Source organism: Bradyrhizobium sp. Leo78 (assembly GCF_059512425.1).
On sequence record NZ_JCAMOT010000001.1, the window covers coordinates 255,252 to 281,806 of the forward strand.

The window sequence follows — 26,555 nt, forward strand, 5'->3', positions numbered from 1 at the left end:
AAGCATGATCCGGAGGATCCGGAGGAGCCGGTGTGCCGGAAGGATCATGCTCCAAACCAAGGAGCGAGTGACATATCCATGGTGACGATCAAGGTCGATAATCTCATCAATTTCGTTGCTGAAGTCTTTTCCCACGCCGAATCCTCGCCCGAAGAAGCCCGTCGCATTGCAACATATCTGACCACCGCCAATCTCACCGGGCACGACAGCCATGGCGTGATCCGCGTGCCCGTCTACATCCGCTGGAAGAAAATGGGCTCGGTGGTTCCGAACCAAACCGCCGAGGTCGTGGTCGATACGCCCTCGCTGGCCGTCGTCGACGGCAAGTTCGGTTACGGGCAGACCGTTACGCCGGTCGCCGTCAAGATCGGCATCGAAAAGTGCAAGAAGGCGGGGCTCGCTGCAGTTGCGCTGCGCAATGCCGGCCATATCGGCCGCGTCGGCGATTGGGCCGAGATGGCCGCCGCCGAAGGGCTGGTGTCGGTGCATTTCGTCAATGCCGCGGGCTCGCTGCTGGTCGCGCCGTTCGGCGGCGTCGAGAAGCGGCTGTCGACTGCGCCCTATTGCGTCGGCATCCCGCGCGAAGGCCAGGATCCGATCGTGCTCGATTTCGCAACCTCTGTTGTCGCCGAGGGCAAGGTCCTCGTTGCGAGCCGCGGCGGCAAGAAACTACCTGTTGGCGCGCTGGTCGATTCCGACGGAACCTTGAGCGAGGATCCTCATGTGCTGTACGGGCCATATACCCCGGACGGGCCGCGCGATCACACCAATGGGACGGGCGCGATCCGCGCGTTCGGCGAGCACAAGGGCTCGGGGCTCGCCTTCATCTGCGAACTGCTCGGCGGCGCCCTGACCGGAACGGGCGCGACCGCGCCGAACCGGCGTTTTGCCAACGGCATGCTGGCGTTCTACGTCGATCCCAAGGTGGTTGATCCCGCCAATTTCTTCGATGGCGAAATCTCGCGCTATGTCGATTTCATCCGCGAGACCAAGCCGATTGCCGGCACCGATAAAGTGCTGATCCCGGGCGATCCCGAAAGAAAGACCCGTGCCGAGCGCACCAGGAACGGCATCCCCTTGCCTGACGATACCTGGGCGGCGATAGTGAATACCGCGCGCGAAGTCGGCGTCAGCGAAGTCAGCATCCAGCGGGCAACAGGTTAACTTCGTCATTACAAATTGCCGTCATTGCGAGGAGCGATAGCGACGAAGCAATCCATGTTTCAGCTTGCGGTGAGATGGATTGCTTCGCGGAGCCTGTCATCCGGCGGCGCTTCGCGCCGACCGGGTGGCTCGCAATGACGGAAGGTCCGACAAAAAAGGAAGGAAGGCAAAGTGGCGAATAACAAGGTCAAGCAAATCTGGGCGTCGGGCAAAGCGGTTGTCAACGCATGGCTGGCGATCCCGTCGGGCTTTTCGGCCGAAGTGATCGCGCAGTGCGGTTTCGACAGCGTCACCGTCGACATGCAGCACGGTGTGCAGGATTATCTCTCGATGGTGCAATGCTTCCAGGCCATGAACGGCCATCCGGTGACGCCGATGGTGCGCGTGCCCTGGAACGAGCCCGGCATCATCGGCAAGGTGCTCGACGGCGGCGCGTATGGCGTGATCTGCCCGATGGTCAACACGCCCGAGGAAGCCAGGAACCTCGTCTCCTATGCGAAATATCCGCCGAAGGGCACGCGCTCGAACGGCCCGATCCGCTCCGGCATGTACGGCTCGGCCGGCACCTATCAGCAGACCGCGAACGACGAGATCGTGCTGCTGCCGATGATGGAAACCAGGACCGCGGTCGAGAACATGGAAGCGATCCTCGACGTCGAGGGCATCGACGGCGTCTATATCGGTCCCTCCGATCTCGGCTTCTCCTATGGCTTGGTGCCGAAGCTCGACCGCGACGAGCCGGAGATCCTCAAAATCTACGAGAAGATCATCAAGGAGTGCGGAAAGCGCGGCCTCAACCCCGGGATCCACTGCAGCGGCGCCGAAGGCGCGGTGCGTGCGATCAACATGGGCTTCAAGCTCGTCACGCTCTCGAACGAGAGCGGATTGATGATGACCTACGCCAAGATGCAGGTGAACCAGACGCGCAAGGAATCTGGCGGTAAAGCGTAACGGTCTCTCTATCTCCCTCTCCCCGCTCTTCGCGGGGAGAGGGTAGGGTGAGGGGCCTCTATCCGCGAGCACTGAACTAGCAGTTGAGCGCGTGGCTTGCCCCTCACCCGGATCGCATCTGCGATGCGATCCGACCTCTCCCCGTAAGAACGGGGAGAGGTGAATACGAAACTAAGGAGAATCCCATGGCCCCGGCACCCGTGATCCGCCTGCATCCCGATGACAGCGTGCTGATCGCGCGCGCGAGCCTGCCGCCGGGGCTTGAGGTCGCCAGCGGCGTCACCACCGTCGACCGCATTCCGGCCGGCCACAAGGTCGCGATCAAGCCGATCGCGCAAGGAGAGCCGATCAAGCGCTATGGCCAGATCATTGGCTTTGCCACCGCGCCGATCGCGCCGGGTCAGCACGTCCACACCCAGAATTGCGGCATGGGCGATTTCGCCAAGGACTATGCCTATGGCGTCGACGTGAAGCCGGTGCCCAATTTCGATCTGCCGGCGACCTTCGACGGCATCCGCCGTCCAGATGGCCGCGTGGCTACGCGCAACTATATCGGCATCCTCACCTCGGTGAATTGCAGCGCCCATGTCGCTAGCCTTGTCGCCGACGTCTTCAAGAAGAATCCGTTCACCGGCGACAACCCGCTGGCCGATTTCCCGAATGTCGACGGCGTCGTCGCGCTGACTCACAAGACCGGCTGCGGCATGACCCAGGACGAGCCGCTTGCGCTGCTTCGCCGCACGCTCGGCGGCTATGCGCGGCATGCGAATTTCTCCGCCGTGATCGTGCTCGGCCTCGGCTGCGAAGTGAACCAGATCGGCGGCCTGATGCAGGAGCAGAAGCTCGCCGGCCGTCTGCGCGCGATGGATATCCAGGAAGTCGGCGGCACCCGCAAGACCGTGGAAGCCGGCGTCGCCTTCGTGCGCGAAGCGCTCGCCGACGCCAACAAGGTGAAGCGCGAGAAGGTCGCCGCGAGCGAGCTCACGGTGGCGCTGCAATGCGGCGGCTCCGACGGCTATTCCGGCGTCTCCGCCAATCCCGCACTCGGCGCTGCCAGCGATCTCCTCGTGCGGCACGGCGGCACCGTGATCTTGTCCGAGACTCCGGAGACCTATGGCGCCGAACATCTTTTGACGCGCCGCGCCGTCAGCCGCGAGGTCGGCGAGAAGCTGGTCGGCCTGATGCGCTGGTGGGAAGAATATACGCAGCGCGAAGGCGCCGAGATGAACGCCAATCCAAGCCCCGGCAACAAGGCCGGCGGCCTCACCACGATCCTGGAGAAATCACTCGGCGCGATGGCCAAGGCCGGCAGCACCAATCTGGTCGACGTGCTGCATTACGCGGAGCCGGTGACCAAGCGCGGTTTCGTGTTCATGGACACGCCCGGCTACGACCCGGTCGCGGCGACCGGGCAGGTGGCGGGCGGCGCCAATCTCGTCTGCTTCACCACCGGCCGTGGCAGCGTGTTCGGCTGCAAGCCCGCGCCTTCGATCAAGCTCGCCACCAACACGCCCATGTACAAGCGCATGGAAGACGACATGGACGTCAATTGCGGCACCATCCTCGACGGCGAGGAGACCGTGCAGGAATGCGGCCAGCGCATTTTTGATCTCATGCTGAAGACGGCATCCGGCCAGCCCACCAAGAGCGAGAGTTTTGACTTTGGCGGCGCCGAGTTCGCGCCGTGGGTCTTGGGCGCGACGATGTAGCCTCCGTCGTCCCGGGCTTGACCCGGGACCCATACCGCGTGATCTCCGTTGTGGCGCGAGCAAGCGCTTACAGCTTCGTGCATCACTAAACCCTGTAGTTATGGGTCCCGGGTCAAGCCCGGGACGACTCGGGGTTAGAGCGCGCCGAGACGATAGGCACCCGTGCCCGTTGTTAGTGCTTGCTGTCGGCCGGAACCAGTGTTCTGCTCAAAAAAGCTGCTGGAGTCCGCCATCCGTGTCGATCTTCGTCGCACTGCATCACGTCACGCATTACAAGTACGACCGACCGATCGACCTCGGGCCTCAGACCATTCGCCTGCGTCCGGCGCCGCATACGCGCACGCCGATCCTGAGCTATTCGCTCAAGGTCACGCCAGCCAATCACTTCGTGAACTGGCAGCAGGACCCGCAGGGCAATTGGCTCGCGCGGCTGGTGTTTCCGGAGAAGGCCAGTGAGCTGAAGATCGAGGTTGATTTCACGGCGCAGATGACCGTGATCAATCCGTTTGACTTCTTCGTCGAGTCCTACGCCACCTCCTATCCGTTCCAATACACCAATGATCTCAAGAACGAGCTCGCGCCCTATCTTGCAACGATCGAGCCCGGGCCGCTGCTCGCAGCTTACCTGAAGGAGATTCCACGCAAGGCCGACAGCACCGTCAATTTCCTGGTCGACCTCAACGCGAAGCTGCGAGAGAAAATCAGCTATCTCATCCGCATGGAGCCGGGCGTGCAGACGCCGGAGGAGACGCTGGCCGCCGGCGCGGGCTCCTGCCGTGACTCGGCATGGCTGCTGATCCAGATTCTGCGCCATCTCGGTTTCGCCGCGCGCTTCGTCTCCGGCTATCTGATCCAGCTGCGTCCCGACATCGATCCGGTCGAGGGACCGCGCGAGGTCGAGAACGACTTCACCGATCTGCATGCCTGGGCCGAAGTCTATCTGCCCGGCGCTGGGTGGATCGGCTTCGACGTTACCTCGGGCATGCTGACGGGCGAGGGGCACATTCCCGTTGCGGCCACGCCGCACTACCGCTCGGCGGCGCCGATCTCCGGCACCGCCGGATTTGCCAATGTCGATTTCGCATTCGAGATGAGCGTCAAGCGCATCCGCGAAGCGCCACGGATCACACGTCCGTTCTCGGATGAATCCTGGGCGCGGCTCGATACGCTCGGCGAACAGGTCGATATCGACTTGAGGACGGAAGACGTGCGGCTCACCATGGGCGGTGAGCCGACCTTCGTCTCCGTCGATGATCTCGAAGCGCCGGAATGGAACATCGCCGCGGTCGGTCCGACCAAGCGTGCACTCGCCGATGATCTGATCCGCCGCCTGCGTGATCGTTTCGCGCCGGGCGGCTTACTGCACTACGGCCAGGGCAAATGGTATCCGGGCGAAAGCCTGCCGCGCTGGGCCTTCGGCCTCTACTGGCGCAAGGACGGCGTGCCGATCTGGAAGAATGCCGATCTGATCGCGAAGATCGAAAACCCGTACAAGGCCGAGATCAAAGACGCCGAGCGCTTCGCCGTGACCATGGCGCAGAAGCTCGCGCTGGCGGCCGACTACGTCATGCCGGCCTTCGAGGATCCTGCCTTTTGGCTTCAGCGCGAAGCCGCGCTTCCCGCCAATGTCAGCCCTGCGAACTCGAAACTGTCCGATCCGGAAGAGCGCTCGCGTCTGGCGCGGGTGTTTGATCAGGGATTGACGACGCCAAAAGGATATGTGCTCCCGATCCAGCGCTTCAGTCCGCTCGCCGGCATACGCGCCCGCTGGCGCAGCGAGCACTGGAAGCTCCGGCGCAGCCATCTGTTTCTGTCGCCAGGCGATTCCCCGCTCGGCCTGCGGCTGCCGATCTCTTCGCTCGAATACATCCCGCCGGAAGATTATCCCTACATCATCGAGATCGATCCGATGGCGCCGCGTGGCGGCCTCCCGGATTTCGACGAAGAATTGAAGCGCCTGCTCGAAGACCTCCCGGAGCCGCCGCCGGTGCGCACCGCGATGTCGATCGAAATACGCGACGGCACGCTGTGCGCCTTCATGCCGCCGGTCGAGAAGGTCGAGGACTATCTCGAACTGGTGACGGCGATCGAGGCGACCGCCGAAGAATTGCAGATGCACGTGCATATCGAAGGTTACGGGCCGCCGTTCGATCCCCGCATCGAGGTCATCAAGGTCACGCCCGATCCCGGCGTGATCGAGATCAACATCCAGCCGGCGCAGAACTGGCGCGAGGCGGTCGATATCACCTTCGGCCTCTACGAGGACTCCGCGAAAGTGCGGCTCGGTGCCAACCGTTTCCTGATCGATGGGCGCCACACCGGCACCGGTGGCGGCAACCACATTGTGGTCGGTGGCAGCAACCCGGAGGATTCGCCGTTCCTGCGCCGGCCAGATCTGCTCAAGAGCCTCGTGCTGTATTGGCAGCGGCATCCGTCGCTGTCCTATCTGTTCTCAGGCATGTTCATCGGCCCGACCAGCCAGGCGCCGCGCGTCGATGAAGCGCGCCATGACGGGCTCTATGAACTCGAGATCGCGCTCGCCCATGTGCCGCCGGCGGGCGTGGAAGCGCCGCTGTGGCTGGCGGACCGGCTGTTCCGGCACATCCTGGTCGACATCACCGGCAACACGCATCGCGCCGAGATCTGCATCGACAAGCTCTATTCGCCCGATGGCCCGACCGGCCGGCTCGGCCTGGTCGAATTCCGCGCCCTCGAAATGCCGCCTGATCCCAGGATGTCGCTGGCGCAGCAACTGTTGATCCGCGCGCTGATCGCAAAACTCTGGCGCGAGCCGCAGCAGGGCAAATTCGTGCGCTGGGGCACCACGCTGCATGACCGCTTCATGCTGCCGCATTTCCTCTGGGAAGATTTCTTGGACGTGCTCGCCGATCTCGGGCGCTCCGGCTACGAGTTCTCGCCGGAATGGTACGCCGCGCAACTTGAGTTCCGCTTTCCCGCGTTCGGCCGCGTCCATCATGGCGGCGTCGCGCTGGAACTGCGGCAGGCGCTCGAGCCTTGGCATGTGCTGGGCGAGGAGGGGTCCGCAGGCGGCACCGTCCGCTATGTCGATTCCTCGGTCGAGCGGCTCCAGGTGAAGGCATCAGGCTTTGTCGAGGGCCGTCACGTCGTCACCTGCAACGGCAGGCGGATGCCGATGACGGCGACCGGACGTTCGGGGGAGGCGGTCGCCGGCGTCCGCTTCAAGGCCTGGCAGCCGGCCTCCGGCCTGCATCCGACCGTCCCGGTGCATGCGCCGCTGACCTTTGACCTGATCGACACCTGGAACGGCCGCTCGCTCGGCGGCTGCGTCTACCATGTCGCCCATCCCGGCGGCCGCAATTACGAGACCAAGCCGGTCAATTCCTACGAGGCCGAGGCGCGGCGGCTGGCCCGCTTCCAGGACCACGGCCACACCCCCGGCAGGATCGAGCCGCCGCCGGAAGAACGCACAATTGAATTCCCGCTGACCCTCGACTTGCGGACGCCGCTCCTGCATTGATTGCACCATAGTGTTTTCGAGCGAAGTGGGTACCGGTTCGCGTGAAGAAAACGCGTCAAACGCAGAGCGTCGGGAATGACCGGATCGGTCGGCAACAATCAGGAGAACAAGGCCCGCCCGGCCCAGCGCCGCATGGCGCAGTGGTCGCGCGACTATGCGCGGCTGCCCGGCATTCCCGATGAATATATCGGCCCGGACGGCACCCCGCGCCCGGTTTGGACCCGTTTCTTCGACGCCTTTGCCGCGCTTTCGCCGGCCGAGATCGAGCGCCGCTTCGCCGCCGCCGACCGGCATTTGCGCGACGCCGGCGTCACCTATCGCGCACCCGGCGAAACGTCCGACCGGCTGTGGCCGCTGAGCCATTTGCCGCTGATCGTCGATGATGCCGATTGGCAGCAGCTGGTCTCCGGCATCACGCAGCGCGCGCAACTGCTCGAGATGATCCTGCGCGATATCTATGGCGATGGTCGCCTTGTCACCGATGGCGCGATCCCCGCCGCCGCGATTGCGGGCAGCAGCGAATATCTGCGCGCCGTCAGCGGCATCAAGCCGGCGGGCGGGCGCTACCTCCATCTTTATGCCGCCGATGTCGGTCGCGGCCCTGACGGCCGCTGGTGGGTGCTCGGCGACCGTACGCAGGCGCCGTCGGGCGCGGGTTACGCGCTGGAAAACCGCCTGGTGCTCTCTCGCGCTTTCTCCGGCCTTTACAAGTCGATGAATGTCGAGCGCGTCGCGCCGTTCTTCGAAGCGTTTCGCGATGGCCTGCGCGCCAGCGCCGACCGCGACGAGCCGCGCATCGGCCTGTTGACGCCGGGCTCGTTCAACGAGACCTATTTCGAGCATGCGACGCTGGCGCGCTATCTCGGTTTCCTGCTGGTCGAAGGCGACGATCTCGCCGTCAGCGGCGACCGCGTCCATATCCGCACCGTGGCGGGGCTGAAGCGGCTCGACGTGCTGTTGCGGCGGGTCGATTCCAACTGGCTCGATCCGCTCGAGCTCAACGCCTCCTCGCATCTCGGCGTGCCCGGCCTGATCGAGGTGCTGCGCAAAGGCGGCGTGGTCATCGCCAACATGCCCGGTTCGGGCGTGCTTGAAGCCCGGGCGCTGCTCGGTTTCCTGCCGAGCCTCTGCCGCCGCCTGCTCGGCGAAGAACTGGAAATGCCGCATATCGCGACCTGGTGGTGCGGCCAGAAGGCGGCGCGCGAACAGGTGCTGTCGCGGCTCGATGATTTCGCCATCGAAAGCGCCTATGGCCGGGGTGTGCCGGGTTTTGCCAGCCATGGCCCCGTGCTCGCGGGCGAACTGTCGCCGAGCGAACGCGAGCAGCTGCGGAATGCGATCGTCGAACGCGGCATCGACTATGTCGGCCAGGAACTGGTGCGGCTGTCGACCACGCCGGTGTGGGAGAACGGCCAGCTCACGCCGCGCCCCTTTGTGCTGCGCGTCTTCGCTGCGGCCACGCCGCACGGCTGGACGATCCTGCCCGGCGGCTTCTGCCGGATCGCCGAACAGCCTGACGCCCGCGCGGTGTCGATGGGCGACGGCGCGCGCGCCGCGGATGTCTGGGTGGTGTCGGAAAAAGCGGTTTCGACCGCGAGCCTGTTGCCCGCGAGCGATACCGTGCGCATCCGCCGCATCGCCGGCGTGTTGCCAAGCCGCGCCGCCGACAATCTGTTCTGGCTCGGCCGCTATCTCGAACGCGCCGAAGCGACGCTGCGCTTGATTCGCGCGCTCGGCTCGCCGATGCGCGATCCCGCGAGGTCGAATCCGAGCAGCACGTCCAACCTGCATTCGGTCGAGCGCATCCAGCGCATGCTGGTGGCCTGGGGCGCGAGCTCGCAGACGGCGCGCGCGAACTTGGCCAAGGTCGCCGCCGAGGCCTTGCAGAGCGAGGAGCGCTTTGGTTCGGCATTGTCGCTGGTCCGCTCGGCGCAGCGCACCGCCACCTCGCTGCGCGAGCGTCTGTCGCCGGACGCCTGGCAGGTCATCACCGAGATGGTGGACCGGCTCGGCGAGGAGGTCGAGGATGACGATGGCGTCATCAGCGCGGCCGAGTTGACGCTGCAGGAACTGGCGAGCTTTGCGGGACTTGCGCAGGAGAACATGAACCGCGCCGCCGGCTGGCGCTTCCTCGACATGGGCCGCCGTGCCGAGCGCGCCATCAACACCACCCGTTTCGCGCGGCAGTTCGCCTATGACGAGGCTGGTGACGAAGACCTCGACATCCTGCTGACGCTCGTCGATTGTCAGATCACCTATCGCTCGCGCTATTTGGTGACGCCGCTCCTCGCGCCGGTGCGCGATCTCGCGGTGCTCGACCCCTATAACCCGCGCTCGGTCGCGTTCCAGGTCGAAAGCCTCAACGAACACATCGCGGCACTGCCGAGCCTGCAGGAATACGGCATGATCGAGCGCCCGCAGCGGCTTGCGGTCGCGCTGCAGGCGATGCTGGCGACGGCGGAAGCGACGACCCTTGATGTCAAGACGCTGTTCTCGCTGGAGCAGGACCTGCTCAATCTCGCCGATGCCATCGGGCTGCATTATTTCCCGCACGGGCCCAATGCGAGCCGGCCGGAGAAGCTGACGGGCCTCGCGTGATCTACGATATCAGGCACGTCACGACCTACTCCTACGAAAGCCCGGTGAGCGTCGCGCGATGCTCGCTGCGGCTCGAGCCGCAAAGCGGCAGCGGGCAGCAACTGATTTCCCACAGCGTCGAGATCAGGCCGCGGCCCGCGGAGCGTACGGCGCGGCGCGACTTCTTCGGCACCTTGACCGAAAGCATCCTGATCGAGACCGCGCATCGCAATCTGCGCATCGACTCGCGCTCGCGCGTCTCGGTCTCGCGGCATGCGCCCGGCCGCACCGCGCCGAGCCCATCCTGGGAGAGCGTGCGCGACATCGCGTTCGAGGCGACGAGTCTCGGACCATCCTCGCCGGTCGGCTATGTCTTTGCGAGCGCGCTGGTGCCGGTGCTCGCCCCGCTCACGGCCTACGCGTCCGCAAGCTTTCCAAGAGGAGGCGGCATCGTTGCCGGTGCCGCCGACCTGATGCGCCGCATCCGCAGCGACTTCAGATATGATTCCAAGGCCACCGTGATCTCGACGCCGCTGACGGAAGTGTTCGAGAAACGCCACGGCGTCTGCCAGGACTTTGCCCATGTGATGATCGCGGGGCTCCGCGGCCTCGGCCTGCCGGCGGCCTATGTCAGCGGCTATTTGCGCACCATCCCGCCGCCGGGACAGCCGCGCCTGCAAGGGGCTGACGCGACCCACGCCTGGGTTTCGGTGTGGTGCGGCGCCGAGCTCGGCTGGATCGGCTTTGATCCGACCAACGATCTCCTGGTCGAGAACGATCACATCACCCTCGCGGTGGGCCGCGATTTCTCCGACGTCTCGCCGGTCGACGGCATCATCGTCGGCTCGCGCAAGCAGAAGCTGAACGTCTCCGTCGACGTGCTGCTGGTGGAGTGACGCCGTTACGCGCATCGCATCCTGCCGTAGCCCGGGTGAAGCGTCAGCGTAACCCGGGTTCTTTCTTCGATGTCGATACAGTTGTCCCGGCTTGCGCTGCGCTCCACCCGGGCTACGGATTAAAGCCGATGGTTCAACGAAATGCGGCGGCGGACGGCGGCAGTGCGCCGGCGCGCTTGCCGCGAAGTGTCTCGGACGGGTACTCGCCGAACAGGTTTCTGTAATATTGGGCGAACCGTCCGAGCTCGATGAAGCCCTGCTGCATCGCGACTTCGCCGACGGTGACCTCTCCGGGCGCGCTTTCCCGTAGCATGGAATGGATGGCGCAAAGGCGCTTGTGGCGCAGGAATGTCACGGGGCCGATGCCGAACACGTCGTGAAAGGCACGGTGAAGTCCGCGCCGCGACAGCCTGAATTCGGCGCAGATCTCGGAGATATGCACCGGCCTCGGGCCCACTCTATCGAGATAGTCCTCGACGCGGCGAACGAGATTCATCGCCGACGGCAGATAGCCGCCGTCATCAGGCGGCAGCGAATTGACGATCGTACCCGTCATGCAGTCGACGATGGCGCGCTTCCAGAATTCGGCCGCATCATCCGAAAGCACCGCCCCGTGCCGGGCGAGACTTGAAACGATCTGGGGCAGGCGGCGGGCCGCGACCATGCCGATCGCATCGCTCGTGCGATAGTAGCTCTTTTCCAGCCAATGGGCGGGATCGCTGAGCCGCGCGTCGCCGCCGAACACGGAGCCGAGATGAGCGAGATCGAGCCGGACCGCTGCATAAGTGGATGCGCCGTGGAAGATCCCATCATGCTCGACCAGCGGCGGGATCACCAGGACGTCGGACGGACGCATGTCGAACGACCAGTGCGTGACACGGTCTTCGGCATCAAGCAGCATTCCAACGATCAGCCGGTCATCGGTCGAGATGCGCTGCGTGCGCAGGCCGAGATTGAACGAGCCGATGCTCAGCGAGAAATCCCCGATGCCGACATGAGACAGGGTCCCGCGCATCCTGCCACGTCCGATCTGCATGACGTCGACATGGCTGCCCTTGACGCCCTGATGCATGCCCTCGAAGCCATCGAGGTTGGAGATGTTCACCGAAAGATGTTGCGCCATCTTCGCTTCCCCCACGCACGCTGGGGCAGTGCCGGTCCCGGCAACAAGCCGGAGGACGGTGAAGTTCCTGCCACACCAGGACACCGATTGTCCTGCCGATTCGGGTTTCGCGATGGCGGTTGTGCGGCGGTAATTTTTCTCTCGATTTTCGCGAACGCGTTTTAACAACCGCAGGAGATCGGCCGGGCTCGCGTGGCGGCTGTAAGCAAGCTTGCCGAAAATTGGCACAGTCTGCACATCACAGGCCTGCGGAGTTGGTCTATCCTTTGGTCCACAACCAGAGCAAGCACGTGATGAGGTCGTGTTGGACCGCGTCGCAGGCCACGGGAGCGGCTGCGCTCACGGCAGCTCTCGCACACGACAAGAAGAGGGGCTCACCTGTTGTTGCCGCTGGGCTGGCGGCGCTTGAACCGGAAGGGGCGCGCGACACCGCGCAAAGCTGGCGCCATGTTTCGGGCAGAGACCGAGTGCAGCAACTATCAGCCGGATGATATCAGGACCGAGGACATGGTCTGGATTCCCGGCGGCACGTTCCGGATGGGATCGGACCATCACTACCCCGAGGAAGCGCCATCGCATCGCGTGACGGTCGACGGTTTCTGGATCGACCGGACACCCGTCACCAATTGGCAGTTTCGCGAGTTCGTGCTCGCCACCGGCTACATCACTGCGGCGGAGATTCCGCCCGGTCCCGCCAACGATCCTGATGCACCGCCGGACATGCGCCAGGCAGGTTCGCTCGTCTTCACGGCGCCGCGGCGGGTGCGCGATCTGCGCGACACCAGCCAGTGGTGGACGTTCATGCCCGGGGCTAACTGGCGCCATCCATACGGCCCCAAGACCCACATCTACGTGCTCGGCAGTCATCCGGTCGTGCACATCACTTACGCCGACGCATTGGCTTACGCGAAATGGGTCGGAAAGGAATTGCCGACGGAAGCGGAGTGGGAATTTGCCGCGCGCGGCGGGCTCGAGGATGAGGAATACGCCTGGGGCAACGCCCTGATGCCCGGCGGCGTCCACATGGCCAATACCTGGCAAGGCAATTTCCCGGTGCAGAATCTCTGCGAGGACGGCTATGACCGTACTTCGCCGGTGACGGCGTTCCCGCCGAACGGCTATGGCGTCCACGACATGATCGGCAACGTCTGGGAGTGGACAACCGATTGGTGGTCGGCACACCATGAGGCCGACGCGCAGCACGGCGTCCCGCATAATCCCGTCGGTGGCCGCAAGGAGGCCAGCTACGATCCGGCGCGCGCGCGGGCCCGCATCCCACGCAAGGTGCTCAAGGGCGGTTCGCATCTTTCCGCGCCGAATTACAGCCGCCGCTATCGTCCCGCTGCGCGGCACGCGGAGGCGGTTGATGCCTCCACGAGCCATGTCGGCTTCCGATGTGTGTTGCGGTCACCCGTTTCCCCGTCTCGCCATCATTCATGATGCGCGGTCATCCTGTAGGTTGCACACTGCTGAGCGCGCCACCGAGCTAGGAAAGCGTCGTTGAATCGGTTCCGTTGATCGGAACAAGTCTGTGCTTCCAGCAATTGGCCCACTTGGCAGCAGGGGAGGCGTGGTGTCGAATACTGCAAATGCGAGGCCGGGGGGCGAACCAGCGGCCGTCATGTTGTTCCCGCAGCCGGCGCTGCAACTGGTCTATGACACGGCGCCGATCGGACTCGCATGCCTGTCTCCAGACTGCCGGTATCTGCAGATCAATCAACGTCTTACCGAGATATGCGGATTATCCGTCGAATATCATCTCGGACGCTCCGTCAGGGATTGCGTGCCCGCGCTGGCCGACTCGGTCGAGCAGATCGTGCGGTCGATCATGGAGACCGGCGAACCGGTGATCGGCGTCGAGGTCGCCGGTCAACGGGCCGATCAGGGCGATGAGCGTTTCTGGGTAACGTATTGGCACCCGTTGCGTGCGCCGAGCGGCCAGATCGTCGCCATCAACGTCGCGGCGGAGGAGATCACCGAGCGCAAGCGCGGCGAACAGGCGCTTCGGCAGGCCCGCGACGCGGCCGAGGCCGCGCTGCAAGATCTGCGAGAGGCCCAGGCTTCGCTGGTTGAAGCCGAGAAGCTTGCTGCGCTTGGCCGGATGGTCGCGGGCGTTGCCCATGAGGTCAACAATCCCGTCGGCATCAGCCTGACGGTTGCTTCGTCGCTTCAGCGCAGGACCGAGCGCTTTGCGGCCGAAGCCGCGCGCGGCGGGCTCCGCCGGTCGACGTTGACCGAGTTCGTCGACGCGATCAACGATGCATCGAACCAGCTGGTCACGAACCTCAATCGCGCGGCCGAACTGGTGAGCGCGTTCAAGCAGGTCGCAGCCGACGACGATCAATCCGAACGACGCGAGTTCGATGTTGGTGAATTGACAGGACGGATCCTGTCGAACCTGCGTCCCGAGTTTCAGGAGCGCGGCATCACATTGAATGCATGGTGCGAGCCAAATCTTCGGATCAACAGCTATCCCGGTCCTTACGGGCAGGTCCTGACGAATCTGGCGTTCAATGTCATCGCGCACGCGTTTCCGGACGGTCGCCGTGGTGCCATCGATCTGACCGTGCGCGCCGCGGGAGCCGATCATGTCGAGGTGGTGTTCGCCGACAACGGCTCAGGGATGAGCGCCGAGACCAGGCGCCGCGCGTTCGATCCCTTCTTCACGACCCGCCGCCACGAAGGCGCGACCGGCCTTGGCCTGCACATCGTCCACAACATCGTGACCGAGCGCCTGGGAGGACGGATCAGGCTGGATAGCAAGGTGGGCAGCGGCACACGCGTTCAACTGCTGTTGCCGAGGATCGCGGGCGAGCAAAGCGCGCACTAGCGAGCGGAGGGGTCACGCGCTCTTCCTCGCGCCTTCGACCGGATCGGCGCGCAAATTACGGAAGAATTTCTCGACCTCGCGCGACAGCGTCTCCGCCGTCGCGGTCAAATCACCGGAGGCGGCAAGCACGGATTCGGCCGCAACGGATGTCTTTCCCATCGCTTCGCTGAGCGAGCCGATATTGACCACCAGCGTATCATTGCCTTGCGCGGCCGCCTGCGCATTGATCGAGATCTCGCGCGTCGCGGCATCCTGCTCGCCGACGGCGCTTGCGATATTCGATGTCACGACGTTGATCTCGCGTACGGCATTGCCGATCTCGCGTACCGCCTCGACCGAATTGCGCGTCGAGGCCTGGATCATGCCGATATTCTCGCCGATGTCGACGGTGGCTTTCGCCGTCTGTTCCGCCAGCGCCTTGACCTCATGGGCAACGACGGCAAAGCCGCGGCCGGCGTCACCGGCGCGGGCGGCCTCGATGGTCGCATTGAGTGCGAGCAGGTTGGTCTGCTCGGCGATCGCCCGGATCAGCGTGAGCACGCCGTCGATGCGCTGGGTCGCGGCGGCAAGTCCTTCGATCTCGGCGACCGATTTGTCGGTGCGCTGGCCGGCCTGTTCGACCGCGCCGGCGGACTGGCGGACCTGGCGGCCGATCTCCTGCACCGAGGCCGAGAGTTCTTCGGCGGCGCTGGCGACGGCGGAGACATTGCCCGCGGCCTGCGTGGTGGCGCCGGCGGCCGTCACTGCGCGATCGCTGGCATCCGATGCGACGCTGGCAATGGCCTGCGCGGTATCGCGCATCGAGGCCGCATTGTCGTTGACTGCGCGCAGCACGGCGCCGATCGCCTCGCGGAACGCGTCCACCGAGGCTTCGATGTGCCTGGTGCGGTCATCGCGTGCCCTCGATTCCTGCAGCACCTGCGAATTGAGGTTGCGGTTGCGCTGCATCGCCTCCCGGAAGATCTCGATCGCGCGCGCCAGCGCGCCGATCTCGTCGCCACGCCCTGTGTGGGGAACGGCGACGTTCTCCTCGCCTGCCGCGACCTGCCTGATCGTGGTGGTGATCGCGGACAGCGGGCGCACGACCGAGCGCGAGATGATCAGCACGCCGAGCACCACCAGGACCAGCGCCAGGCCGCCGAGGCCGGTCAGCACGAGCGCCATGGTGCGATTGGCGTCGGTCTCCTGCGCCAGCTTCCTGCTCCGCTCGGCATAGACCTTCGAAAGCGCCTCCAGATCCTTGTTCAGCGCCGTACGCACGTCGCGGTTGGCGTCGTTGTCGCCCCATTCGCGGCCCGCGGCGGCGCCGATCTCGACGCCGCGGCGCACGAGCTCCTTGCGGAAGTCGACGAACTGCTCGATGCGCTTCTTGAATTTGGCGAACTGCTCGGCATCGTCGGCCTGGACGATCTGCTCCCAGCTCTTGACCACGGCGAGGATGCGCTCGTTGAACTTGAGCAGCCCATCGCCGTATTTCTTCACCGCGGCCGGATCCGTCGACATGTAGATGCCGCGGGATTCCATCACCACCGCATAGACGAGCGAATTGACCCGCTCGACATTCAGCGCCGCGCGGCTTGCCGTCTCCACGGCCTCCGTGAGCTCTGCGTTCCGGCGGCTGTTGTGGTCGGACAGGAAGGTGATGGCCGCGGTCAGCACCGCGAACAGTGCAAAGATCGCATACAGCTTGGCAGCAAGGGAAAGCCGGGACGCGATGGTCCGGACAGGGATGGGGCGGGGGGAGGTCGTGATTTCAGCCATTCGGGGCACTCCAGATGGGCCGGGGAGCACCAACGGCCGGTAAAATCATCCAGAATTTTGGTGGAAAATTTCTTAATGCGCGAAGTTCCCCCCATTGCAACCGGTGGCGAGGTAGGCCCAGGTGGGACCGGATAGCCGGTCGGCACCGGTTCTTGCATGGTGATAGACTGTTGATCCAATGAAGCGCGGCCAGCGCGCGGGAATCCCTCATGGTCTATCGCCACGTCATCGGTGCCACCTCTTACGTATTCGGCGATCTGCGCGACCTGCTCGCCAAGGCCACGCCGCCGCGCTCCGGCGACCGCCTTGCCGGGATCGCGGCCGGAAGTGCGCAGGAGACGATCGCGGCGCGGGTCGCGCTCGCCGACGTGCCGCTGAAGCAGTTCCTGAACGAGGCGGTCATCCCCTACGAGGACGACGAGGTCACCCGGCTGATCCTCGACACCCATGATGCCGCAGCCTTTGCCGTCATCTCGTCACTGACCGTCGGCGGCTTTCGCGACTGGCTGTTGTCGGATGCCGCGAGCACCGATGCGCTGCAGAGGCTGTCCCGCGGCATCACGCCGGAAATGGCGGCCGCAGTGTCGAAACTGATGCGCAACCAGGACCTGATCCTGGCTGCGAAGAAATGCGAGGTGACGACCCGCTTCCGCAACACCATCGGGTTGCGCGGCCAGATGAGCACGCGGCTGCAGCCCAACCATCCCTTTGACGACGTCAAGGGCATCACCGCCTCGATCCTCGACGGGCTCCTGCTCGGATCAGGCGACGCCTGCATCGGCATCAATCCGGCAAGCGACGATCCCAATGTCATCGGCGGCCTGCTCAGGCTGCTTGACGACATCATCACGCGCCTTTCGGTCCCGACCCAGGGCTGCGTGCTGACCCATGTGACGACGACGCTCGGGCTGATCGGGCAGGGCCTGCCGGTCGATCTGGTGTTCCAGTCGATCGCCGGGACGGAAGCCGCCAACCGCAGCTTCGGCGTCGATCTTGCGCTGCTCGGCGAAGCGCGCGAGGCGGGGCTGTCGCTCCACCGCGGCACGGTCGGTGACAACGTCATGTATTTCGAGACCGGGCAGGGCTCGGCGCTGTCGGCGGGCGCCCATCACGGCGTCGACCAGCAGACCTGCGAGGCTAGAGCCTATGCCGTCGCCCGTGCTTTCGATCCTTTGCTCGTGAACAGCGTGGTCGGCTTTATCGGCCCGGAATATCTCTATGACGGCAAGGAAATCATTCGCGCGGGCCTCGAGGATCATTTCTGCGGCAAGCTGCTCGGCCTGCCGCTCGGCGTCGACGTCTGCTACACCAACCACGCCGAGGCCGACCAGGACGACATGGACAATCTCCTGACGCTGCTGGCCGCGGCCGGTGTCACTTTCATCATGGGGGTACCTGGCGCCGACGATGTCATGCTGAACTACCAGTCGACGTCGTTCCACGACGCGCTCTATATCCGGGACGTCTTCGGTCTCAAGCGGGCGCCCGAATTCGACGACTGGCTGCTCCGCGCCGGGCTCGCGGGAAACGACTTCCGGCTTACCGATCGTGCAGGGCTGCTGCCCGAATTTGCCTCGCGCCTGATCGCCTGAAACTCGGCGTTCCCTCTCGCAGTGCTCTTTGGCAACGAACCGTTCCCTGCGCGTGTGCGCTGCCACAATCTTGAAGAATTTCTGGCCCAGCGTTCGATGCCGTGCTTACATTTGGTTTAGGCTCGTCTTAAGGAAGTTTTGATGAGAGCTGAGGGCATCGAGACGGCGCGACGCATCCTCTGCGTCTTCCCGCGCTACACATCGGCGTTCGGTACGTTCGAATACGCCTATCCCTTGACCGACGGCGTCAAGGCTTTCATGCCGCCGCAGGGGCTGTTGCTGATCGCCGCCTATCTGCCGGAAAACTGGCAGGTCCGCTTCATCGACGAGAACATCCGTCCCGCCAGCAAGGCAGATTTCGAGTGGGCGGAGGCGGTGTTCGTCAGCGGCATGCACATCCAGCGCCACCACATGAACGACATCTGCCGTCGGGCGCATGCCTTCGATCTTGCCGTCGCCCTTGGCGGCCCCTCAGTCAGCGCCTGCCCGGACTACTATCCGTCGTTCGACTATCTCCACGTCGGCGAGCTCGGCGACGCCACCAATGAATTGATCGCGCGGCTGGCGCGCGATCCGTCGCGCCCACCTGAGCAGGTGGTTCTGAAGACCATGGACCGTGTGCCGATGACGGAGTTCCCGATCCCGGCCTACGAGCTTGCGGAGACACGACGCTATTTCCTCGGCAGCATCCAGTTCTCCAGCGGCTGCCCCTATCAGTGCGAGTTCTGCGATATCCCCGGCCTCTACGGCCGCAACCCGCGCCTGAAGACGCCGCAACAGATCATCGCCGAGCTCGACCGATTGCGCGAATGCGGCATGACCGACACGGTCTATTTCGTCGACGATAATTTCATCGGCAACCGCAAGGCAACACTGGACTTGTTGCCGCATCTGATCGAGTGGCAGAAGAAGACCGGTTACGTCGTCCGGCTCGCCTGCGAGGCGACGCTGAACATCGCCAAGCGGCCCGAGATCCTCGAGAAGATGCGCGAAGCCTACTTCGTCACGATCTTCTGCGGCATCGAGACGCCCGATCCCGACGCGCTGAAGGCGATGCACAAGGACCACAACATGATGGTCCCGATCCTCGAAGGCGTTCAGACCATCAATTCCTACGGCATGGAGGTCGTCTCCGGCATCATCATGGGCCTGGACACCGACAAGCCCGAGACCGCGGACGCGCTGCTTGCTTTCGTCGATGAATCCCGGATTCCGCTATTGACTATCAACCTGCTGCAGGCGCTGCCGAAGACGCCGCTCTGGGATCGGCTCGAACGCGAGGGACGGCTGGTCGAGGACGACAGCCGCGACTCCAACGTCGAGTTCCTTTTGCCCTATGATGAGGTCATCAGCTCCTGGAAGCGGTGCATGGAGGTGGCCTACGAGCCCGAAAAGCTGTTCGCGCGCTACGAGCACCAATGCGACTACACCTACGCCCACCGCGTGAAGGTGCCTGTCAGCCCGGAAAGGAAGAGCTGGGCCAATATCAAGCGCGGGTTGATCATGCTGCGCAACATCTTCTGGCAGGTCGGCGTGCTCGGCGACTACAGGCGGACGTTCTGGAAGTTCGCGCTCGGGCGGCTTCGCCGCGGCGACATCGAAGGGTTGATCGCATCTTCGATGATCGCGCATCACCTGATCACGTTCGCGCGTGCGGCCTCGAGCGGCCAGCAGAACGCGTCGAACTATTCGATCCGGCTGCGCGAAGCTTCCGTGCCCGCCGAGTAGCCCGAAATGAAGCCACCGGCGCCGCCGCCCCTTTCGCTGACGCGCCTGCGGGAATTGACGCCGGCGCGCGTCGGGCTCGGCCGTTCCGGCTCCAGCCTGCCGACCGAGGCGCTGCTGAGCTTTACGCTCGACCATGCCCGTGCGCGCGATGCCGTTCATGCGGCTTTCGATCTCAATGGCCTCATTGCGGGATTGAACGAGCTCGGCCTGCAGCTGCTCCAGGTGTCGAGCCAGGCGCGCGATCGCCGCGACTATCTCCGGCGTCCCGATCTTGGACGCATGCTCGATCCCGAATCGCGGCGCGCCTTGGAGAGCCACGGCAGCACGTCCAGCCAACTCGCTCTTGTGGTCGGCGATGGCCTGTCGCCGACCGCGGTCAATGTCCATGCGGTCGAACTGGTACGCCATCTATTGCCGCAGCTTGCGGCCGGCCGGATTGATATCGGCGGGACCGTGATCGCGTCGGGCGCGCGGGTTGCGCTAGGCGACGAAATCGGCGCGCTTCTCAACGCGCGCATGGTCCTGGTGCTGATTGGCGAGCGGCCCGGCCTGTCCGCGCCCGACAGCCTCGGCGCTTACCTGACCTTCGCGCCGCGGATCGGCCGCACCGATGCGGAACGCAACTGCATCTCCAACATCCACCGCGCGGGCCTCACCTACGCGGAAGCGGCATACCGAATCGCGTGGCTGGTCCGCGAGGGACTGAGCCGCGAAGTCACCGGCGTTGCCTTGAAGGACGAGAGCGAAGGCATTCCGCCGCAGCTCGGCGCGTCCTGAGCTGGCGACGGGGAGGCGGGACCGGCCTTTCGAAAAGATCACGTTCGAACAAAGAGATGAGAGCGGGACTGCTTCAGTCCGATCCGTTCGTGCGCTGTGACAAATCAGATACTTAATGGCGATTTTTGTACCGCACACGCTGATTTGACCTCTCCCTTGTGCTTGCGAGGCGCCGGAGGGGCCTGTAAAACCGGCGACGGTCAATACTTCCGTGTTTTCAAGGGCTAGCCCCGATTGGAAGTAACCGCAGAGCGTTGTGCACGCCCGGAAAACCCAAGCTAGACAATTCGCGCCGATTTCAGAACTGGACAGGGCATGCTCGAAAAGAATTCCGAAAGTCAGGTCCACGTCGGAAAGGTCGAGGAGCCGCCGCAGGGGGCCAGTATCGCTTTCGGGCTGGAGCGCATCGGGCTGATCGCGGTCAAGGCGCCGGTCGTCTCGCTGATCGTCCTGGTCGCGCTGATGATCGCGGCCGTGTTCGGCGTCCAGCGAATCAAGATCGACGATTCGCTGTCGCAACTGTTCCGTTCCAACACCAAGGACTACAAGCAATATGAGGAGGTGACGAAGCGCTTCCCGGCGACCGAGTTCGACGTGCTGGTCGTGGTCGAGGGCAAGACGCTGCTGGCGCGCGACAACCTCGAGAAATTGCGCGACATGGTCACCGACCTGCAACTGGTCGACGGGGTGCGCGGCCTGATCTCGCTGTTCTCGGCGCGGCAGGCGCCGGAGCCCGGCAAACTGCCGGCGGCGCTATTCCCCAACGAACTGCCGGAAGGCGCCGCCTACGACAAGTTCGTCGAGACGGTGAAATCCAACGAGATCATTCGCGGCAAGCTGTTGTCGGAGGACGGTACGCTGGCCCTGGTCGTGCTGTCGCTCGATCCCGAAGTGGTCTCGAGCAACAAGCTGAGCACAGCAGTCGGCGAGATCCGCAAGGTGATGGCCGACGATCTCTCCGGCAGCGGCCTCAATGCCCAGCTCTCCGGCGTGCCGGTGATGCAGCTCGAGATCCGCAACGCGGTCGAGCGCGACGGGCTGACCTACAACGTCCTCGGCATCCTTGCCGGCTGCATCATCGCTATCGTCTTCTTCCGCAAGATCTCCTTCATGGTGGTGGCAGCATTCCCGCCGATGATCGCGATCCTGCTCGCGCTCGGCGCCCTCGGCTGGGCCAATTTCAATCTCAACATGTTCCTGAACGTGATGACGCCGCTCATCATGGTGATCAGCTTCTCCGACTCGATGCAGCTCACCTTCGCGGCGCGCGACCGGCTGATCGCAGGGCAGGACAAATTGAGCGCGTTCACCAATGCCGTGCGGGTGGTGGGGCCGGCCTGCGTGCTGACGCACGCGACCGCCGGCATTTCCTTTATCGCGCTGCAGTTCTCCGATTCCGACCTGATCCGCAAATTCGGCGAAGCGGGCTTGGCCGCCACCATCATCGCGCTGCTCGCGGTGTTGTCGCTGGTGCCGGTATTCGGCGTATTGTTCGTGCGCAACGAGCGCATCTTCGCGGTCAAGTTCCAGAGCGCCGATGCCGGCGTGCAGGCGCTGCGCAATTTCTGCTACTGGATCGCGGTCCGCATGGTCAGCCGGCCCGGGCTGTTCAGCCTGGTCGCGCTGATCTTCGTCGGCGGGCTCGGCATCATCTATGCCAATCTCGAGCCGCGCTATCGGCTGGCCGACCAGGTGCCGAACAAGCAGCAGGCGGTCGAGGCGAGCAATCGGCTTGACGCCAAGCTGACCGGCGCCAATCCGATCGACGTCCTGATCGAATTCCCGAAGGGCGCTTCGCTCTACGCGCCCGAGACCTTGAAGGTGATCGCTGAGGTTCACTCCACGGTCGAAGGTGCGGCCGGCGTCGGCAATGTCTGGTCGCTGGAAACGCTGCGCCGCTGGCTCGCCGAGAAGGCGGGCGCGACCGATGTCGCGACGCTGAAGGAGTATGTCAGCGTCATCCCCGAACATCTGGTGCGGCGCTTCATCTCCGCAAATCAGGATGCCGTGGTGGTGTCCGGTCGTGTGCCCGATCTCGATTCAAGCGAGATCCTGCCGGTGGTCGACAAGCTCGATCACGCGCTCGACAAGGTGCGCGCCGAACATCCCGGCTACGAGATCGCCGTCACCGGGCTGTCGGCGATCGCCGCGCGCAACAGCGCCAGCATGATCGAGAAGCTCAACCACGGGCTGACGATCGAGTTCGCCCTGGTCGCGATCTTCATCGGGCTCGCCTTCCGCTCCGTCGTCGTGATGTTCTCCTGCATCCTGCCGGGCATCTTCCCGGTGGTGCTGTCGGGCACGGTGTTGTGGCTGCTCGGCGAAGGCCTGCAGTTTGCGAGCGTGGTGGCGCTGACGGTATCGTTCGGCCTCGGCCTCTCCGCAACCATCCACTTCCTCAACCGCCTGAGGCTCGAGCACAAGCCCGGCATCACCGCAGCGCTCGCCGTCGAGCGCGCAACCGTGCTGGTCGGACCCGCGCTGATCCTGACCACGGTGGTGCTGGCCTGCGGCCTGGTGGTGACCGTGTTCTCCGACCTGCCGTCGCTGCGCCTGTTCGGCTGGCTCTCCGCCTTCTCGATGATCGCAGCCCTTGTCGCCGACCTATTCATCCTCCGGCCGACCGCGATGTTCCTGATCAACCTGTCGGAAAAATTGCGCGGCACCGCCACGCCACCGCCGCAGGCGAAGGCTGCGGAGTGATGCAGTAACTGTAGCCCGGGTGGAGCGCCAGCGTAACCCGGGGCCGCGCCGAACGCTGATGCTGATGTCCCGGGTTACGCGTTCGCTTCACCCGGGCTACGAACTGCACCCCGCGAGCGTGGAGGTGAAGGAAAGCAAATCGTCTACCCCAGAGCCCCATTCAGCGCCGCCTTGTCGTGCAGCGAGAAACTCGGCCCGGCATACATGAACGAGCATTGGTGGATCACGATCTGTCCACTGCTCACCGTGACATGCGAATAGTCCGGCGCCTCGTGCGAGCCGGGAATGTGGCCCTGGGTATCGAGGTCAAATGCGACCTGGTGCGCCAGCGCGCGCTGGATGTGGAAGGGGATGCCGTTCCAGAGTCCTGCGATCGGCCGGTGCAGATGGCCCATGAACAGGTAGTCCGGCCGGCGCGTGCGCGCGATCACCTCCCACTCGGCGTCCGGATTCGCAAGGCGAATGGTGTCCATGTAGCGCAGGCCGGTGTCGAACGGCGGGTGATGCTGGAACAGCAGCAGCGGGCGGTCGTTCGGCGCTGAGGTCAGCGCATGCTCGAGGAAGGCGAGGCGGCGCTCGCAGAGCAGGCCCTCATGGTTCGGAGCCGCCTCGTTCAACGTGTCGAGGGCGACGATGGTCGCGGCGTCGAACACCTGCATGGATTGCACAAAGCCGTCGCCGTCTCTGACAACGCCAGGAAAATAGCGGCCGAACCTATCGCGGCGGTCGTGATTGCCCATCATCAGGATGGTCGGCGCGTTCAGGCGCGCCAGCACGTTGGCAAGATGCTCGTAAGCCGCGTCCTCGCCCCAATGGGCGAGGTCGCCAGTGACGATGACGAAGGCAAGGTCGGGATGGTCACGGTTGATGCAGGTGATCGCGGCCGCGAGCCGCTCCGCCGGATCGAGACCGTAGATCCTGCGGCCGCTAGCGACGAAATGGGTATCGGTCAGGACGACAAACTTCATCGCACCGTGGTCTCCCGGTTCCAGGTCTGATAGTCGGGCGAACCCTCGATGCGGAGCGGACCGTCGTAGCCGAATTCCACCATGTGTACGGTGACGTAATCCTCGCCCAAGAACACAACGCCGTAGGCTTCAGGCAGATCCGACGCGCACAGGACCTCTGTTTCGGCGAACAGCGGATAGCTCGCATGGTTGGTGCCGCGCAGCGAGGAGACGGGAATGCCGGCGACCGATCCCGCGAGCGGCAGGTGGCAATGGCCGAAGAAGATATGCCGGATCTGCTCGCGATGCCGCGCCACCAATCGCCGGAAGGCGGCGTCATCGAGCAGACGGATCTGATCGAGCGGCGCAATATGCGTCGGCATCGGGTTGTGATGCATGAAGAGCAGGAACGGTCCGTCATGCTCAGCAAGCCGCGCCGCGAGCCAGCCGAGCCGTTCGTCGCAATAGTGGCCCGCATGCGTCTGCGGATGCGCGGTGTCGAGGAACAGGCAGCGTGCGGCGGGCAGGTCGTGGACGCCCTGCACGAAGCCGCCTTCTCCAGCGAGGTCGGGAAACACGCTGAGGAAGTTGGCGCGGTTGTCGTGGTTGCCGATGCACAGCCGCACCGGGATCGGGAACTGCTCAAGGCGTTGCTTCAGCCACCGATAGTCGTCGCGGTCGCCCCAGTCCGAAAGGTCGCCGGTGATCACCATCAGTTCGGCGTCATGGTGATCCCTGAGGATGTGGGTCAGCGCGCGTTCAAAGTTCTTCCGCGGATCGCGGCCACCGATGGTCGAGCCCGGCGCAGTCAGGTGGATATCGCTCATATGGATGAGTTTCATGGGGGCGCTCCGCAATGAGCTGCGGGGCGCATGATACGCCCCGCAGCGGGTTTCGAAAGGTCCTAAAGCGCGATGAGATGAGGATGAATCATCATCGCGCTTTAGGCTATTATTTGAGCATGATCTTTTCGGAAAACCGCTTCACACTTTTCCGGATCATGCTTTAGCGCGCCGCGCCTGATGTCTTCGGCAGCAGCTTCTGCACGTCGGCGGTCATCTCGGAGAGCACGGCATCAGCCTCCTTGGAGCGCGCGCCGCTGATGATCGAGTTCATGTGGTCCTTGATCACGTCGGTGATCTTGAGGCCGTTATCGCCGGGGAAGGCGTACCATTTGGTCAGCAGCGCCATCTGGCTCACTGCGGTGTAGTTGTTCGGGTTCTTCAAGTAGAAGTCTTTCAGGTAGACTTCGTTGGCGACCTTGTTGGCCGGCATGTAGCCGGTGGTCTCGGCCATGATTGCCGCGCCCTTCGGACCGGCCCAGAACTTCACGACTTCCCATGCCGCGTCGCGCTTGGCTTTGTCCTTGGACAGGATCATCACGACATTGCCGCCCGCCGGCAGGCGTCCGTTCGGCGACACGACGTCGGGGAAGGTGTGGGTCTTCAATTCGAACTTGCCGCCGATCATCTGCGTGACCTTGTTCAGATCGGAGGTCGAGGTGATGTGGAAACCGGTCTTGCCGGCAGCAAAGGCCGCGCGCATCGCGGGCTGGTCGAGGTTCGGCATGCCGCCTTCATTGACGAGGCGGGCGAGCATGCGGATCGCGAACTGTCCTTCGGGGCCGTTGAAGGCGACTTTGGTCTCGTCGGTATTCAGCATGGTGCCGCCGCGCGCGAACACCGGAGCCTGCCACAGCCAGTTGCCGGTGATGTCCCAGACATAGGTCACGCCGTTGATGTCAGGGCCGAGCGCCTTGATCTTCTTCGCTTGTGCGATCAGCTCGTCCCAGGTCTTCGGCAGGTTGTTGGGATCGCCGCCGGCCTGCTTCAACAGGTCGAGATTGACATAGACGATCGGCAGCGAGATCGCGAAGGGCAGGGCATAGATCTTCCCGCTGGCGGTGCCGATGTCGAACATCGCCTGGTGGAAGCCCTTGCGGTCGAAATCCTTCTCGGCGGCGATGTAGTCGTCGAGCTGGGCCGGGATGTTCTTGTCGACGAGCACGCGGATGCGGTTCAGGCCCTGGAAGGTGACGTCGGGCATCTGGTTCGTGACCGCTTCGCGCAGCACCTTCTGGGTAGCGTCCTCATAGGATTCGTAAGGCGCGCGCAGCGTGATCTTGATGTCCGGCCGCTCCTTGGCGAACTCTTCGGCGATGCGCTTGTGGGTCTCGGTGAAGAGTTCCGGATACGGATATTGCAGCACGATCTCGGTCTGCGTTTGTGCCAGCGACGCGCTGGCGGCAAGCGACAGCACGGCTCCGGCGATCCATGATTTCAGCATAGGACAGGCTCC

The 26,555-nt window shown here is 64.3% G+C and carries 17 protein-coding genes; 12 read left to right on the top strand and 5 right to left on the bottom strand.

The features are described from left to right. The first annotated feature begins 78 nt into the window (after positions 1–78). The 6 genes from AC5ZG1_RS01105 to AC5ZG1_RS01130 all read left to right on the top strand — a co-directional run bounded on the left by AC5ZG1_RS01105 (position 79) and on the right by AC5ZG1_RS01130 (position 10,796). Positions 79–1,164, top strand: coding sequence for a malate/lactate/ureidoglycolate dehydrogenase (locus tag AC5ZG1_RS01105; RefSeq protein WP_496131759.1), 1,086 nt, complete (start codon positions 79–81; stop codon positions 1,162–1,164). 171 nt (positions 1,165–1,335) lie between these two features. After that, complete coding sequence (locus AC5ZG1_RS01110) at positions 1,336–2,115, top strand: HpcH/HpaI aldolase family protein (protein ID WP_130224346.1); 780 nt, start codon at positions 1,336–1,338, stop codon at positions 2,113–2,115. 185 nt (positions 2,116–2,300) lie between these two features. After that, positions 2,301–3,824 (top strand): UxaA family hydrolase, encoded by a 1,524-nt coding sequence (locus AC5ZG1_RS01115; RefSeq protein ID WP_496131760.1) that lies wholly within the window; start codon positions 2,301–2,303, stop codon positions 3,822–3,824. 235 nt (positions 3,825–4,059) lie between these two features. Then, positions 4,060–7,323, top strand: a complete 3,264-nt coding sequence (locus AC5ZG1_RS01120) for a transglutaminase family protein (protein WP_496131761.1) — start codon at positions 4,060–4,062, stop codon at positions 7,321–7,323. 75 nt (positions 7,324–7,398) lie between these two features. Next, positions 7,399–9,921 carry a circularly permuted type 2 ATP-grasp protein gene (locus AC5ZG1_RS01125; protein WP_496131762.1) on the top strand — a complete coding sequence of 841 codons (2,523 nt, stop codon included), beginning with the start codon at positions 7,399–7,401 and terminating at the stop codon, positions 9,919–9,921. Then, on the top strand, positions 9,918–10,796 hold the full coding sequence (locus AC5ZG1_RS01130) for a transglutaminase family protein (RefSeq protein ID WP_496131763.1): 879 nt from the start codon (positions 9,918–9,920) through the stop codon (positions 10,794–10,796). The genes AC5ZG1_RS01125 and AC5ZG1_RS01130 overlap by 4 nt, the downstream gene beginning before the upstream one ends. A gap of 133 nt (positions 10,797–10,929) precedes the next feature. Here the strand turns inward: AC5ZG1_RS01130 and AC5ZG1_RS01135 are convergent, their stop codons facing one another. Then, complete coding sequence (locus AC5ZG1_RS01135) at positions 10,930–11,919, bottom strand: helix-turn-helix domain-containing protein (RefSeq protein WP_496131764.1); 990 nt, start codon at positions 11,917–11,919, stop codon at positions 10,930–10,932. A 447-nt stretch (positions 11,920–12,366) separates the two neighbouring features. Here AC5ZG1_RS01135 and AC5ZG1_RS01140 point away from each other — a divergent pair, with 447 nt between their 5' ends. Together AC5ZG1_RS01140 and AC5ZG1_RS01145 are read left to right on the top strand one after the other, a co-directional pair. Then, positions 12,367–13,359 (top strand): formylglycine-generating enzyme family protein, encoded by a 993-nt coding sequence (locus tag AC5ZG1_RS01140; RefSeq protein ID WP_496131765.1) that lies wholly within the window; start codon positions 12,367–12,369, stop codon positions 13,357–13,359. Between the two features lie 133 nt (positions 13,360–13,492). Then, positions 13,493–14,749, top strand: coding sequence for a sensor histidine kinase (locus AC5ZG1_RS01145; protein ID WP_496131766.1), 1,257 nt, complete (start codon positions 13,493–13,495; stop codon positions 14,747–14,749). Between the two features lie 12 nt (positions 14,750–14,761). Here the strand turns inward: AC5ZG1_RS01145 and AC5ZG1_RS01150 are convergent, their stop codons facing one another. Continuing rightward, complete coding sequence (locus tag AC5ZG1_RS01150) at positions 14,762–16,510, bottom strand: methyl-accepting chemotaxis protein (protein ID WP_496131767.1); 1,749 nt, start codon at positions 16,508–16,510, stop codon at positions 14,762–14,764. 209 nt (positions 16,511–16,719) lie between these two features. Here AC5ZG1_RS01150 and AC5ZG1_RS01155 point away from each other — a divergent pair, with 209 nt between their 5' ends. The 4 genes from AC5ZG1_RS01155 to AC5ZG1_RS01170 all read left to right on the top strand — a co-directional run bounded on the left by AC5ZG1_RS01155 (position 16,720) and on the right by AC5ZG1_RS01170 (position 23,310). Further along, on the top strand, positions 16,720–18,102 hold the full coding sequence (locus tag AC5ZG1_RS01155; RefSeq protein ID WP_496131768.1) for an ethanolamine ammonia-lyase subunit EutB: 1,383 nt from the start codon (positions 16,720–16,722) through the stop codon (positions 18,100–18,102). 141 nt (positions 18,103–18,243) lie between these two features. Then, the gene (locus AC5ZG1_RS01160) at positions 18,244–19,830 is read left to right on the top strand and encodes a B12-binding domain-containing radical SAM protein (RefSeq protein WP_028167187.1); all 1,587 of its coding nucleotides are present in this window, start codon (positions 18,244–18,246) and stop codon (positions 19,828–19,830) included. Positions 19,831–19,836: 6 nt separating this feature from the next. Further along, positions 19,837–20,607: an ethanolamine ammonia-lyase subunit EutC gene (gene eutC, locus AC5ZG1_RS01165; protein WP_496131769.1), complete on the top strand. Its 771-nt coding sequence runs from the start codon at positions 19,837–19,839 to the stop codon at positions 20,605–20,607. Between the two features lie 315 nt (positions 20,608–20,922). Then, the gene (locus tag AC5ZG1_RS01170) at positions 20,923–23,310 is read left to right on the top strand and encodes an efflux RND transporter permease subunit (RefSeq protein ID WP_496131770.1); all 2,388 of its coding nucleotides are present in this window, start codon (positions 20,923–20,925) and stop codon (positions 23,308–23,310) included. A 143-nt stretch (positions 23,311–23,453) separates the two neighbouring features. On the opposite strand, the gene AC5ZG1_RS01175 is transcribed toward AC5ZG1_RS01170, so the two are convergent. The 3 genes from AC5ZG1_RS01175 to AC5ZG1_RS01185 form a co-directional block, all read right to left on the bottom strand. Continuing rightward, positions 23,454–24,278 carry a phosphodiesterase gene (locus AC5ZG1_RS01175; RefSeq protein ID WP_496131771.1) on the bottom strand — a complete coding sequence of 275 codons (825 nt, stop codon included), beginning with the start codon at positions 24,276–24,278 and terminating at the stop codon, positions 23,454–23,456. Then, positions 24,275–25,099, bottom strand: coding sequence for a phosphodiesterase (locus tag AC5ZG1_RS01180; protein WP_496131772.1), 825 nt, complete (start codon positions 25,097–25,099; stop codon positions 24,275–24,277). The genes AC5ZG1_RS01175 and AC5ZG1_RS01180 overlap by 4 nt, the downstream gene beginning before the upstream one ends. A 163-nt stretch (positions 25,100–25,262) precedes the next feature. After that, positions 25,263–26,543 (bottom strand): ABC transporter substrate-binding protein, encoded by a 1,281-nt coding sequence (locus AC5ZG1_RS01185; protein ID WP_496131773.1) that lies wholly within the window; start codon positions 26,541–26,543, stop codon positions 25,263–25,265. Positions 26,544–26,555: the final 12 nt, after the last annotated feature.